This is a genomic window from Crenobacter caeni (assembly GCF_010435965.1).
Taxonomy (GTDB): domain Bacteria; phylum Pseudomonadota; class Gammaproteobacteria; order Burkholderiales; family Chromobacteriaceae; genus Craterilacuibacter; species Craterilacuibacter caeni.
On sequence record NZ_JAAGAA010000015.1, the window covers coordinates 98,456 to 112,020 of the forward strand.

General features: G+C 55.2%; 11 protein-coding genes and 2 pseudogenes. 10 read left to right on the top strand and 3 right to left on the bottom strand.

The window, feature by feature from the left end; all coding sequences use genetic code 11:
• The first annotated feature begins 22 nt into the window (after positions 1-22).
• Together GZH52_RS15085 and arsB are read left to right on the top strand one after the other, a co-directional pair.
• Entirely contained in the window at positions 23-535 is a 513-nt protein-coding gene (locus tag GZH52_RS15085; protein ID WP_163317691.1) for an arsenate reductase ArsC, read from the top strand.
• Positions 536-540: 5 nt separating this feature from the next.
• Positions 541-1,599 carry an ACR3 family arsenite efflux transporter gene (gene arsB, locus GZH52_RS15090; RefSeq protein ID WP_163317693.1) on the top strand — a complete coding sequence of 353 codons (1,059 nt, stop codon included), beginning with the start codon at positions 541-543 and terminating at the stop codon, positions 1,597-1,599.
• 98 nt (positions 1,600-1,697) lie between these two features.
• Here arsB and GZH52_RS15095 read toward each other — a convergent pair.
• Positions 1,698-2,500, bottom strand: a protein-coding gene (locus GZH52_RS15095; protein ID WP_432417443.1) for an IS5 family transposase whose coding sequence is annotated in 2 segments (ribosomal slippage) — positions 1,698-2,170 and positions 2,170-2,500 — 804 coding nt in all. Because the reading frame shifts where the segments join, the coding sequence is not laid out codon by codon here.
• 86 nt (positions 2,501-2,586) lie between these two features.
• Entirely contained in the window at positions 2,587-5,187 is a 2,601-nt protein-coding gene (locus GZH52_RS15100; protein ID WP_163317704.1) for an autotransporter family protein, read from the bottom strand.
• Positions 5,188-5,915: 728 nt separating this feature from the next.
• Here GZH52_RS15100 and GZH52_RS15105 point away from each other — a divergent pair.
• A pseudogene (locus GZH52_RS15105) lies at positions 5,916-6,445 on the top strand (IS5 family transposase); the annotation flags it as partial.
• A 94-nt stretch (positions 6,446-6,539) separates the two neighbouring features.
• On the top strand, positions 6,540-7,010 hold the full coding sequence (locus GZH52_RS15110; protein WP_349290665.1) for a nuclear transport factor 2 family protein: 471 nt from the start codon (positions 6,540-6,542) through the stop codon (positions 7,008-7,010).
• A 207-nt stretch (positions 7,011-7,217) separates the two neighbouring features.
• Here the strand turns inward: GZH52_RS15110 and GZH52_RS15115 are convergent.
• A pseudogene (locus GZH52_RS15115) lies at positions 7,218-8,228 on the bottom strand (IS5 family transposase).
• A gap of 176 nt (positions 8,229-8,404) precedes the next feature.
• Between GZH52_RS15115 and GZH52_RS15120 the strand changes: the two are divergent.
• The 6 genes from GZH52_RS15120 to GZH52_RS15145 form a co-directional block, all read left to right on the top strand.
• Positions 8,405-8,845, top strand: coding sequence for a putative zinc-binding protein (locus tag GZH52_RS15120; RefSeq protein ID WP_163317532.1), 441 nt, complete (start codon positions 8,405-8,407; stop codon positions 8,843-8,845).
• Positions 8,846-8,891: 46 nt separating this feature from the next.
• Positions 8,892-9,881, top strand: coding sequence for a GTP 3',8-cyclase MoaA (moaA, locus tag GZH52_RS15125; protein ID WP_163317534.1), 990 nt, complete (start codon positions 8,892-8,894; stop codon positions 9,879-9,881).
• A gap of 14 nt (positions 9,882-9,895) precedes the next feature.
• The gene (locus GZH52_RS15130; protein ID WP_163317537.1) at positions 9,896-10,564 is read left to right on the top strand and encodes a carbonic anhydrase; all 669 of its coding nucleotides are present in this window, start codon (positions 9,896-9,898) and stop codon (positions 10,562-10,564) included.
• 79 nt (positions 10,565-10,643) lie between these two features.
• The gene (locus tag GZH52_RS15135; protein WP_163317539.1) at positions 10,644-12,548 is read left to right on the top strand and encodes a type IV pili methyl-accepting chemotaxis transducer N-terminal domain-containing protein; all 1,905 of its coding nucleotides are present in this window, start codon (positions 10,644-10,646) and stop codon (positions 12,546-12,548) included.
• Between the two features lie 15 nt (positions 12,549-12,563).
• Positions 12,564-13,214 carry a response regulator gene (locus tag GZH52_RS15140; protein WP_163317541.1) on the top strand — a complete coding sequence of 217 codons (651 nt, stop codon included), beginning with the start codon at positions 12,564-12,566 and terminating at the stop codon, positions 13,212-13,214.
• A 140-nt stretch (positions 13,215-13,354) separates the two neighbouring features.
• Positions 13,355-13,565 (top strand): peptidase U32 family protein (locus tag GZH52_RS15145; protein ID WP_432417444.1); only part of this gene is annotated, 211 nt, incomplete at its 3' end.

A 13,565-nucleotide genomic window follows, 5' to 3' on the forward strand; every position in this document is an offset into this window, starting at 1 on the left:
CGCAGACAACAAGGAGAGCATCATGGACAACAAAACCTACAACGTACTTTTCATCTGCACCGGTAACTCCGCACGCAGCATCATGGCCGAGTCGCTGCTGCGCAAACTGGGTGACGGTCACTTTCGTGCCTTCAGTGCAGGCAGTTTCCCCAAGGGCCAAGTCCACCCGCTGACGCTTGAGACACTGGCGAGTCATGGTTACGACACCGCAGGCCTGAGCAGTAAAAGCTGGTCGGTCTTTACCGGGGACGATGCGCCCAAGATGGATTTCGTGTTTACCGTCTGCGACAAGGCCGCCGGCGAGGCGTGCCCGGTCTGGCCGGGGCAGCCGGTCACCGCGCACTGGGGGTTTGCCGACCCGGCTGCAGCCGAAGGCGACGATGAGACCCGCCGTGCCGCGTTCAACCGTGCGCTACTCGAAATCAGTCACCGTTTGCGCCTCTTCCTGAGCCTGCCGCTTAACAAGCTCGACCGCATGTCGCTGCAAACCCAGTTGCAGCAGCTTGCATCGGCACCTGCCAACACCAAGGACTGAACAGCATGCATACCGAAAGCAAACGCCTGTCCTTCCTCGACCGCTACCTGACGCTATGGATCTTCGCCGCGATGGCGCTGGGCATCGTGCTGGGCACCGTCATTCCGGGCTTTCCCGAAACGCTTAACAGCCTGTCGGTCGGCTCGACCAATGTTCCGATCGCCATCGGCCTGATCGTGATGATGTACCCGCCGCTCGCCCGCGTGCATTACGAAGATTTGCCGCGCGTGTTCGCCGACAAGCGCATGCTGGCGCTGTCGCTCATGCAGAACTGGGTGATCGGCCCGGCGCTGATGTTCGCGCTGGCGGTGCTGTTCCTCAGCGATAAGCCCGAGTACATGACCGGGGTGATCCTGATCGGACTCGCGCGCTGCATCGCGATGGTGATCGTGTGGAACCAGCTCGCGCGCGGCGACAACCAGTACGTCGCAGGCCTGGTCGCGTTCAACTCGATCTTCCAGATCCTGTTCTTCAGCGTGTTCGCCTGGGTTTATCTCTCGGTGTTGCCGCCGCTGTTCGGCTTGCAGGGGCGGATTGTCGACGTCGGCTTTACCACCATCGCCGAGGCGGTGCTGGTCTATCTGGGCATTCCGTTCGCCGCCGGCTACCTGACCCGAAAACTGCTGGCCGCGCGTCGTGGCAGCGACTGGTACCAGACGCGCTTTTTGCCGAAGATCGGCCCGCTGACGCTGGTGGCGCTGCTCTTTACCATCGTCGCCATGTTCAGCCTGAAGGGTGCCGACGTGGTACGCCTGCCGCTGGATGCGCTGCGCATCGCGCTGCCGTTGACCATTTACTTTGTGGTGATGTTCTTTGTCAGCTTCCTGATGGGGCGGCTGATCGGCGAGGACTACCCGAAGACCACGGCCATGAGCTTCACCGCCGCCAGCAACAACTTCGAACTGGCGATCGCGGTGGCCATCGCCGCCTTCGGTCTGGCCAGCCCGGTCGCCTTTGCCGCGGTGATCGGCCCGCTGGTCGAAGTGCCGGTGCTGATCCTGTTGGTGAACGCGGCTCTGTGGATAGGCCGGCGCTGGTTTATCGGGCGCGGCGCGCCAGTATAATTGGCGCTAACAAAACCGCTTGGCTCATCGGCAAGTTACTGGTCCGCTAGACTCGCGACGACCGGAGATATAGGTTTTTTTAGCCGGACTAAGAGCCGCTAACAAAACTTGTCGATAAATCGTAGGCAGATCAAGGAGCAGGCCAGCTTGAGCAGGGCGTAATGGGTATCAAGTCGTCGTTCGAAACGGATGCGCAGTTTGCCGAAGCCAGCAAGCCACGCATGGGTACGTTCAACGACCCAGCGATGCCGACCCAGTTTCTCGCTGGTTTCGACGCCACGACGGGCAATGCGCGCCAGAATCCCACGACGCTTGAGATGTTCGCGGCAACGACGGAAGTCGTAGCCTTTGTCAGCATGTAACTTGTGCGGACGTTTCCGGGGTCGGCCTGGCAGGCCGGGAACTGCCGGAATGGCATCGACCAAAGTCTCGAATGCCATCGAGTCGTGACGATTGGCGCCAGTGATGCTCAGAGCCAGCGGTACACCGCGTCGGTCGACGATGATGTGTCGTTTGCTACCTAGCTTTCCCCGGTCTGTGGGATTGGGGCCGGTTTCTTGGCCCCCCGGGGGCTGGCGACACTTGCCCCATCAATACTGGCCCGGCTCCAGTCGATCTGGTCGCATTGGCGCAACTGGGTCAATAACGCCAAGTGCAGACGATCCCAAACACCTTGAGCCTGCCAGTCGCGTAGACGCCGCCAGCAGGTCATACCACTACCGAAGCCCAGTTCTTGTGGCAGATCTTCCCACGGGATTCCCGTGGTGAGGACGAACAGGATGCCGTTCAGTGCCGCCCGGTCGTCCAGCCGAGGACGACCGCCCTTGCGTGAACGGGGCACGACCGGCAGCAGTGGCTGCAATGATTTCCAAAGCTTCTGGCTGACAATACTTCGCTTCATGCCAGCCAGATGGGGGCTCACTCCCGTGGCATCAAGATGGTTTTGTTAGTGGCTCTAAATCCGGATACCCCGTTGCTGTTTACGGCTCAAAAGCGGCTGGTCAAATCGATACGGACCAACTGGTCCTGCTCACCAGAAACCCCGAGCGAAGTTTTGTAGCCGATACCCAGCAGCCACAGTTTCCCCAGGTGGATATCGGCGCCCAGATCGATGTTGACGAAATCGCTTGACAGCGGGTCGGTATCAAGTCGATAGACCGACCCGCCGGGCAGGTTGGCATAGCGGATGTCGACCCCGCCGTTGCTGCTGAAGTTGTGCCCCCATTCAACGCGCAAAGTTGGTGTGACCATGCCCCTGCCGGTTGGCAGATCGTAGGTAGAGCGCAGTCCAAGGAACGAAGTCACATAACGCTGGGACTGCGTGCCGTAGTGCAGAGCGTGCAGGCTGCCGCCACTTTCACTGAAGGCATCGAAGCGGGTGCTGGCAGCATTCAGCCGGCCATACGCTGCCAGCAGCAGATTACCTTGGCGATGCTCGTAACTACCAGTGATCGAACCGAACACCTGATTGGCATCGCGAGAACCGCGTGCATGGCTGCCGGTTGGATCAGCAGTGACAAATCGGCGTGAATCGAAGCTGATCCTGCTGTAGCCAAGCACCCCATCGATAAATACCTGCGGCATCGGGTGGAAGCTGGCGTAGAAAGCAGCGCTGACGGCATCGGCGTCACTTCGGGTATCTCTGCTGCCGATCTGGCTGCGGTCGCTGCCGTAACCCAGTCCCAGACCGATGGTGAAATCGGACGTTACGCGATAGTCGATACCGCCACTGAGGCCGATCGTAGTGAAGTCAGTACCTTGGTCCTGACGGCTGTCGTTTGAGCCAAAGTTGACGAAGCCATCTGTCCAGAACGCAAGTGGCTCATTACCGCAGGCATCTGCTGTCCCAGGCGGGGCTGTGGTAAGGCGACGGTCTTCGTCCGAAACGGGGGCCAGCGTGGCAGGTTGCTTATTGCCTTCCGCGATGGCGCTGTCCTGTGTCTTGTCCAGCAGGCCATCCACAGCCAACACAGCGAGCTCGAAAACCGGAATGGTCGTGCCTCTGACGCTGAGGTTAATACCGAAGGAACTGGCGTTGCAGGTGTTCTGGTGCAGCCGCTCAAGGCGACGGTTGAAGTTGGCCATCTGGGTGCTGGCAAAACGCTCGGCGGCACGGCTCTGCGCATTGATGAGGCCGATCACTTCCGCATCCTTCGACGGGTCAGGAACAGCCCGAACGGTAATGGTGACGGTGGCCGGGCTGGAGGTGCCGCCAGCACTGGTCACGGTGTAGGTGAAACTGTCCGCTCCGGAATAACCGGCAGTCGGGGTATAGGTGATGTTGGTTCCTCTTGCCACGGCAGTGCCATGGCTGGGCGCCCGGGCTACGGCGACGCTGGTGGTAGCGTTGCCGAGGTTCAGCGTGATCTCGTTGTTACTGCTGTTGGCGTTGACGGTGGCGTTTACGTCAACAGCAGTGGGCGGCTGAACGCCTATGACTAATGCGTAATCGCTGGAGCCGGTGGCGTTGTTGGCGTCCGTAGCGGTCACGCTAAAGTGACTGGTGCCATCGCCAGTTGGTATGCCACTGAGCTCGCCAGTTGCAGCATTCAGGCTCAGACCGGCCGGCAGGCTGCCAGCGGTGATGGCGTAGCTGTATGGCGCCGTGCCAGCGCTGGCGCTGAAAATGGCGCTGTAGGCGGTGCCGACATTGCCATCGCTCAATGTGGATGGGGTCAGGCTCAGAGTGGGGGCACTGACGGTGATGTTAACGGTGGCCGGGCGGGAGGTGCCGGCCGCATTGGTTGCGCCATAGGTAAAGCTGTCTGATCCGGAATAACCGGCAGTCGGGGTGTAGGTGATGCTGGTGCCACTTGCCGTCGCGGTGCCGTGGCTGGCGCTGGTGGCAATGTGGACGTGGGTGGCGGTTCCGCCACCGAGATTCAGCGTGATCGGGTTGTTATTGCTGTTGGCGGTGACGGTAGCGGTGACGTCACCAGCGGTGACTGGCTGAACGCCAATGACTAATGAGTAGGCTCTGGAGCCGGTGGCGTTGTAGGTGTCCGTAACCGTCACCGTAAAGTTACTGGTGCCATCGCCAGTTGGTGTGCCACTGATCTCGCCGGTAGCAGGGTCCAGGCTCAGACCGCCCGGCAGACTGCCTGTGGTGATGGAGTAACTGTATGGCGCGGCGCCAGCGCTGGCGCTGAAAGTGGCGCTGTAAGCGGTACCGACGGTGCCTCTGCTTAGTGTGGATGGGGTGAGGTTCAGAGTGGGCGCAGTGACGGTGATGCTGACGGTGGCCGGGCTGGAAGTGCCGTCGGCATTGGTTGCGGTATAGGTAAAGCTGTCTGAACCGGAATAGCCGGCAGTCGGGGTGTAGGTAATGCGGGTGCCAACTGCCGTGGCGGTGCCATGGCTGGCAGCGCTGGTTATCGCGACGCTGGTGGCGGGATCGCCGCTGAGGTTGGCCGTGATCTCGTTGTTACTGCTGTTGGCGGCAACGGTAGCCGTGACGGGATTGGCGGTAGGAGGGGCAGCGATCGCAACGGAGGGAACGGCAAACGCAAGCGTGAACAGTAGCAGGCAAAATGCCTGCTGTATTGTGGTTCTGCATCCGGCGGCCAAGGGGAGCAACAGTCTGTTCATTTCAGCCTCTTATGGGTGTCATCCGGGAAGTGCCCCCCGTTGGGTAATTTGGTTCTGTCGATGGGTGACTGCCACGGTTTAGCGGACAGAAAGACCATGCTGGCTTGCGATGGTAGCAACAACCCAAATTGGGCATAAAATGCCATATGCGCATACAGAAAAATTCATCTTGAAATTTACATCCAATGTAAACAACCAAAATATGCAAAAACGTTGATTGATATCATTAAGTTTTTTATTGGCGAATTCAAAAAATAAGATTCGCCAATAAAAACAGCTTGATGCCACGAATACGAAAAATATACTAATGGCATGATTGGCGCGCTGAACAAATACGATCCAGCGCGGCATTGTTGGTAAAGTCGATTGTGAACGATAGATTTCTCGCTCGATCAGGCGTGCCAGATACGGCTTTGTTGAACAAATCGACTGAAGGCTATGTTTTCCCTTTACCTAGATGCAGTTACGCCACGCGTACCGTAACTGGCCTACCTGTCGCATCCCCTACGATCATCTGTTTAAACGTATCTGGAAACTTACCCTTGCCCGCGAGGGTTTGGGTAACTTGTCGGCTGTCACCAGCGGCCTGCGCCCATCTCTGCGCTCGCGCGCAGTCGCCGATTCCTGCGCGGCTCTGGGGCGCTCTCGGGTCCGGTTTCGCTCGAACTGGCCGAGTGCGCCAAATAGGTGGAGAAACAGTTGTTCACCAGATGTGGTGGTATCGCAGGGGTATCCAATTTCTCGGCGAAGGCGAGTGGAAGCGTAAGAAACATGGTGTCGAATACCGGCGCCAGTGGCGCAAAGTGCACTGGGGATCGATGCAGACACGCTGGAGATCCGCGCGATCGAAGTGGCCGGCAATGGCGTGGGTGACACCTCCGATGTTGCCAGCGCTACTCAAGCAGATTCCATCTGACGAGGCGATTGTGAGCGTCAGCGCCGACGGCGCGTACGACACCAAAGCCTGCCACGCGGCTATTGTGGCACGCCATGCCGAAGCAATCATCCCGGTTCGCAAGAATGGCCGACTGTGGAAGGAGGATGATTCGGGCGCCAGGGCGCGGAACATAATTCTACGTGTTACCCGCAGGCTAGGCGAAACGATCTGGAAGCGCTGGAGTGTCTACCACGGGCGTAGCTTGGTCGAAACGAAGATACGCTGCTTCAAGCGGCAGGGTGAGCGCGTCATGCGCGAACGTTTGAACGTCAGGTGGTAGAGTTACAGATTCGCGTAGCATTTCTCAACCGCTTCACGTAGTTGGGCAGGTCTCTCACGGTGCGCGTGGGGTAACTGCGTCCTGGGAAAGGGGAAGCCTAGCCTTCAGGCGATTAAAGCCGAAGCAAGCCATATAATCGATTGTTACCGCGCCTTTTCCGCCTGCGACTGGGACACCATGCGCCGCATGATGCACCCACACTGTGTGCTCGACTTTTCCGGCGAGCCCTTTGGTGGAAGGACCGAAGGACGGGAGTCTATCCTCGACATGTTCCGGGCGATCCAGGGCATGATGGTCGGCTCCCTGGTGTTTCATTGCCACTGGTCGATACTGTCGGGCGATCTGACGGCCGCGCACTGGTTCACCACCGGCAAGCCGGCACACGGCGGTCTCTACCTGCACCGGGTCATTGCCTGGTACCAGTTGCAGGATAGCCTGATCTACCGGTTCGAGGACTTCCTCGATACCCAGATCCTTGCCGCCTTCTGGCCAGGCGGGCAGCCTTGCACCGATTTTACCGAGGCCGAAAGGCTGGTGGCCCGGCTGGAGAGCATCGCCAGCCCCGAGGCTCTGGCGCGGCTCGTCGCCTTGCGGTCAGCCGGCTGAGTCTCTGGCCGGTCGGATGCCGGTCTATAAAGTCTCGAGGCAGTCCGTCGGCTGCCCTGCTTGAGGGGACTTCCAGAAACCTGCCTCCAAGTGAGCAAGTCCTCTTGCTGAGCAAATTTTCCGCAGATTGGCGCAACTGGCGTTGCTGATCCTGCTGTTTTTGCCTCCGAAGCCCGCATTTCGCGGACTCCGGACGCACTCCGAGCGTCAGAAGGCGGCCACCCCGTTGTTTTTCAGCCAGCACATCCGCTTCAGGTTGTAGGTCAGCACCTTGAGATGCAACTGCAAGTTCGCCCGTGCCAAGCCGACGCTGCGCAGGAACTTGCCACCCAGCGCACGCAGACCCGCAAACGGATGCTCACCACGTGCACGGATCCTGGCGATGCGCCGGTTACGACCGGCCTGCGTTTCGGAGAGTGCCTGTTTCGGCTTGGCTCGGCGTTGGATGTGTTGCCGCCAGCCGTCCGCTTTGAGGACCTCCCGCGCGGTGTAGCCGCGGTCGGCGTACAGGTCACGGCTGGTATTGTTCCGGTCGAGCACGTTCAACAGATGGGGCTGGTCGCCTTCGTTGGCCGGGCTGACATGCACGGTGCGGATCAGCTTGTAGCGGCAGTCGGTCGACACCGATAACTTGTAGCCAAAGGTCTGCTTGCCATGCTTCTCGGTCTAGCGGGCGTCGACATCCTTGTGCGCCCGCTTCTTGGCCGACCAGTCCTCCGGCGTTTCACCCTGCTTGATCTGTGCGTTCTCGGTCCGGCCGTTGCGCTGGGTCGGCACCGGCACCAGGGTGGCGTCGATGATCTGGCCACAACGGGCGAGGTAGCCTTCGGCCTGCAGTTGGCGGTTCACTTCGTCGAACAAGCTTGCACCCAAGCCCGCCTGCACCAGGCGCTCACGGAAGGCCCACACCGTATTGCGGTCGGGCACCGTGCCGCTGTCGCGGATGCCGAGGAAACGCTGGAAGCTGGCGCGGTCGAGCACTTGGAATTCAAGCTGGGCATCGGACAGGTTGAACAGCTGCTGGATCACGAGCAGGCGGATCATCAACTCGGTTGGGTACGGCGGCCGACCGCCAAAGTAGCGGTGCGGCCTCGGCAATGCCCGGTCGACGCTGGTCGCTAACGCGGCAAAGTCGACATGGCGGCCCAGCGACTCCAACGGATCACCCAGCTTGGACAGCTTGCTTTCACGTTTTCCAGCGGCGAACAGGCTCTTCATCAGGGCATCTCGGTTAGCGAGCTGTCAGATCAAGCCAGAACGGGAGGTTTCTGGAAGTTCCCTAGAAGCGGGCGTCGTGCCAAAGTGATTAGTTCCATCGGGCAATAGTCATGCAAGCGGCAAGACATGATCATGCCAACATCCATTGTGTGATGTCTTCAAGGCAGGAGAGATGTATGACTGGGCACCCGGATCGGCGCGTCGTTCCTTTGGTCTATGCCTGCAGCGGCTGTTCAAATGTGGCTCAGTTGTGCAACAACATCGCACTTGATCTTGATCGGAGTGGCCGGGCGCGGATGTCATGCATTAGTGGCGTTGGTGGCGGTGTGCCATCGCTAGTCCGACTGGCTAGGTCGGGATTGCCCATTCTTGCCCTGGATGGGTGTGAACTCTCCTGCGTGGCAGCCTGTCTTGGTCAGGTCGGTATCGTCCCGGATGAGCATTTGGTGTTGACAAATATTGGTTTGCGCAAGCGACAGGGTTGTGATGCTGCAGAAGAAGCTACGGCACTCGCGAATGCCCTCGTCGAAGCATCACTTGCCAAACTCTCAAATGAAGGTAGTAGCGATGCAGTGACTGTTGCGTCACCTGTTTGCTACCGGGAATTGGAAGAGTAGTCCGCTCCTATGAGCAGGAATATTTTGAATGAATGCGGGCGATTAAATGTCAAATAAAAAAAGGCTGATCGATGGTTTTGGACGGCAGATCAACTATTTACGGGTGTCTGTGACAGATCGATGTGATTTGCGCTGTAGTTACTGTTTGCCTAAGGGGTTCAAAAGCTTTGAAGAACCTGCACACTGGCTTTCTCATGAAGAAATGGCAAGACTTGTTGGTGTGTTTGTATCGCTTGGCATTGCTAAGATCAGACTGACCGGAGGAGAACCACTGACCAGAAAAGGAATCGCCGATTTCGCGGCTATGGTTTCGTCTTTGGATGGGGTTGAGGATTTGTCACTCTCGACTAATGCTACTCGACTTTCGGGTCAAGCCCAGGCACTTTACAGTGCAGGAATTCGTCGCCTCAATGTCAGTTTAGATACCCTTGATAAGGCTTGCTTTGCAAGCATCACAGGGCGTGATTGCCTAGAAGATGTTTTGGCAGGCCTTGATGTGGCTAAGTCAGTCGGGTTTAAGCCTATAAAACTTAACTGTGTCGTTCAGTCTGGTGTAAATGTAGAAACACTTCACACCCTATTTGACTATTCGTTGAATAATGGATTTGTTCTAAGGCTGATAGAGACTATGCCAGTTGGAGATACCGGGCGTGCTGCCGGATATGTCGATGTTACCCAACTTGGGGCAAGTCTGGCCAGAAAATACGGGTTGCTACCCCATTTGGATGACGCAGGGGCCGGTCCTGCCCGTTACTGGTCTAGGGGGGATGGTTTGGTGAATTTTGGTGTCATCACTCCACGTTCACAACATTTCTGCGAACGTTGCAATCGGGTTCGCTTAGGTGCAGATGGAACATTATATTTGTGCCTTGGGCACGAAGACAGTGTTCCGCTTGGCACTATGCTGCGAGATGGTGCAAGTGATTCCGCGATTGAATCGGAAATTCTCTCGGCAATTTCAGAAAAGCCAGAACGTCATTATTTCAATACGCAACCTGATAAGGTTGTGCGCTTTATGGCCCAGACTGGTGGTTAGGAAAGTGGTTGCGCATGCATGACATTGAGCGGTTTATTCATGGGTTCGAAAAATTTCAGAGCCACTATTTTGAAGATTCTCCAGGATTGTTCAATGATCTTAAGCATGGACAACGTCCAGGTACCTTGTTGATTGGGTGTTGCGACTCTAGGGTAGATCCCGCTTTACTACTTGGTTGTGATCCGGGAGATATTTTTACTGTCCGCATTGTTGCAAGTCTGGTGCCGCCTTGTGGTTCGGCCAGAAGTCATCACGGTGTGTCAGCGGCCATCCAGTTTGCAGTCGAGTCTTTGAAGGTCTCACGTATTATTGTTCTTGGTCATGCGCAATGCGGGGGCATTCGCGCACTTGTTGAACAGGACATTAACACATCGCGTGAAGATGATTTCATAGGTAAATGGATGTCAATCGCAGAGCCTGCGCGCGCGCGCGTGATGTCTACGATGCAAGGCGCTTCGCTGCTGGAACAACGGAGAGCTTGTGAGCTTGCATCAATTTTGGTGTCTCTAAAGAATCTGGAGACTTTTCCTTGGGTGAAGGCAGCAAAGTCCGCAGGAAATCTGACTTTGCATGGCTGGTATTTTGATCTGGATTCTGGCGCGCTGCTTGGATATGCGCCGCGTTCAGATGCTTTCTTGCCTTTGGTGTGTCCTATTGTACCAAAATTGGCTTGCACTCTATGACGGATGGGGTCATTCTGCTCGTAACGGCACATCTGGTCAAATGTGCACAAAATGTATGAATAGTTGGTGATAGATACTGATGGGCAAGGAAAAATTTGTTTGGAGGCACCGCCTTTCAACCAGAATTCTGGCACTCAACATTGGTGGACTGATTGTCATCATGTCCATGATCGTTGGGACGCTGTGGCTCTCATGGCAACTCGAGGGTGCTGGTGCTGCTATTAACGATGCAGGAAGCTTACGAATGCGGGCTAATCTAGTGCAGATTAAGCTGGATCGCGAAGAGGGCATTGACCAATCTGATGTAGATAAAGCAGTTCAAGAACAGAATAGACTCCTCGATAGATTGCTTTCTGGTGATCCAAGTAGACCTTTATTTATTCCTAATGATTCAGATGTAAGAAAACAGTTTTTGAAAGTCGCAGATCATTGGCGTAATAAGATGGTTCCGGCAATATATTCGAAAGACATCGAGAATCGTAGCAAAATATATTATGCTTTGCTGCCTGATTTTATAACGCAAACAAATTTGCTTGTTTCGATGATTGAGCGAGCGAACGAGCAGAAAAGCAATCTTCTTAGATTTTCCCAAGGCGTGCTGGCGTTGACAGTATGTTTGGGGGCGCTTGCTATTGCATACTTGCTGTATCTATGGATAATTCTTCCTTTGGGTAGACTTCAGAATGGCGTGCATAGAATGGCAAGCCATGATTTTACAGTTAGATTGCCTATCGATAGTCGGGATGAGTTTGGTGGTTTGATGCAAGGTTTCAATGCAATGGCTGACGAACTAGAGAGCCTGTATCGAGACCTGGAAGCTCGGGTAGCAGATAAAACGGCGCGAATGGAAAGGCAGAACCATGAGTTAACAACTCTTTACGATGTCCTTGTTTTTCTGAATCAACCTGCAGAAATTGAGACACTTTGCAGTGGTTTCCTTGGCAAGGTGATGCGACACTTCAATGCGCAAGGTGGTAGCTTAAGGGTTTTGGATGGCCGAAGCGATCGTCTGCATTTGGTTGTTTCTGAAGGACTTCCACAAGATCAGATTGGCGCTGAGCAGTGCACTCATGTAAATGCTTGTCATTGTGGTCATGCTACCTTCCAGAACAAGATTATTATTCAGAATCTGAATTATTCTAATAATAAGTTGCCATGTTCAAAGAGTGGTTTTGTTTCTCTAGCAGCATTCAGAATTGCGTGTTTAGATCAATCGCTTGGTGAATTCACGCTTCTCTTTTCTAAAGAACGCAATCTCAGTGCTGCGGAGGCGCAAGTGCTCTCCCTGCTGGGTCAACATCTTGGTGTCGCGTTGGAAAACAGGCGACTTTCAGCGCGTGCCCGCGAAATGGCAGTTGCTCAAGAACGGAATTTGTTAGCACAGGGGCTGCATGATTCCATCGCGCAGGGTCTCAATTTCCTGAAGATGCAAGTAGATCTTTTGAAACGAGCACGGAATGTAGGTGATCATGCCGAAGTCGAAGAAATTGTAGAGTTGATTTCGGGTGGGATTGATGAGAGTTATCAGGATGTCAGAGAGCTTTTGTTGAATTTCCGCAGCAAGCTGGGTCCTGGAGAGTTGTTTGAGGGAATAAGGGAGGCTGCAGATCGCTTCTCGCGTCAGACCGGCATTTCGGTTTCTTTTTTTGTGGAGGATGCGGGGGGAGCCCCGTTGCCGCCTGAACAGCAGCTGCAACTACTCTTCATTGTGCAAGAGTCGCTTTCAAACATTAGAAAACACGCGAATGCCCGCAGCGTAAGTATTAATGTTTTAAATAGTCCAGATTTTCAAATAGAAGTGACTGATGATGGTTCTGGCTTTGATCTGGCGGAGGTCGATGCCCGGGGTGAAGGTCACATCGGCTTGCACATCATGAGGGAACGTGCTGAAAGGATAGGGGCGCAGTTGGAGTTCAAAACAAGCCCGGGGATGGGGACCAAGATCAGATTGATCCTGAGTAAGCGTCTTCGTAAAGCCGCGTAGAATAAGAGAGAAAACATGCCGATTAGAATTCTATTGGTTGATGACCATAATCTGTTTAGATCTGGATTGAGGCTGCTTTTGCAGAAGCAGGATCACTTCGAAGTGGTCGGTGAAGCCTCTGATGGCGGGGAAGGTCTCAAGCTGACGAGAAAGCTAAATCCTGATGTCGTTCTGCTTGATTTAAACATGCCCGGCCTTTCCGGCCTGGATACACTCAGGTTGATTATCGCAGAGTTTCCTGACATCAAAGTTATTATTCTTACCGTCTCGGAAGAGAGTGATGAATTGGCTCAGGCACTGCGTGAAGGTGCTCGTGGATTTCTCCTGAAAAACATCGAAAGTGCAGATCTTGCTTCTGCTATAGAGCAGGTTAATTCTGGACAGTCTGTTGTTTCTCCTGCGATGACTGCAAAGCTTGTAGATTGTGTCAGGGAAGGAAATAATCGGCAGGCACCAATCCCCGCTGACTATGAAAAACTGACGACGCGCGAACGTGAAATTGTTCGCTTTCTTGTTCAAGGAAAGAGCAATAAAGAAATTGCGCTATGCCTTAATCTTGCAGACAGCACTGTCAAGATACACGTTCAGAATGTGTTGAAGAAGCTTGGCTTGAATAGTCGGGTTCAGGTTGCAGTGTACGCGGTTGAACGTGGACTGACTGATTGAAGGTAGTTTCATGAGGGATTGATCATTCGTTGAAGATTGATATTCATGAAATAATATTTTTATATTACACGATATGTCATCTGCGCAAATTAGGTTGGTCTGCCGACTGCTTTTCGATATTCGAGTGGTGGCCTGAGAATATGTCGACCCTGCCCGAACTGGTCTGCCCCGCCGGCAGCCTGCCCGCCCTGAAAACCGCGATCGACCACGGCGCCGACGCGGTATACATGGGGCTCAAGAACGAGACCAACGCCCGCAACTTCGCCGGGCTCAACTTCGACGAAAAATCCGCCGCCGCCGGCATCCGCTACGCGCACGACAAGGGGCGCAAGGTGCTGATGGCGATCAACA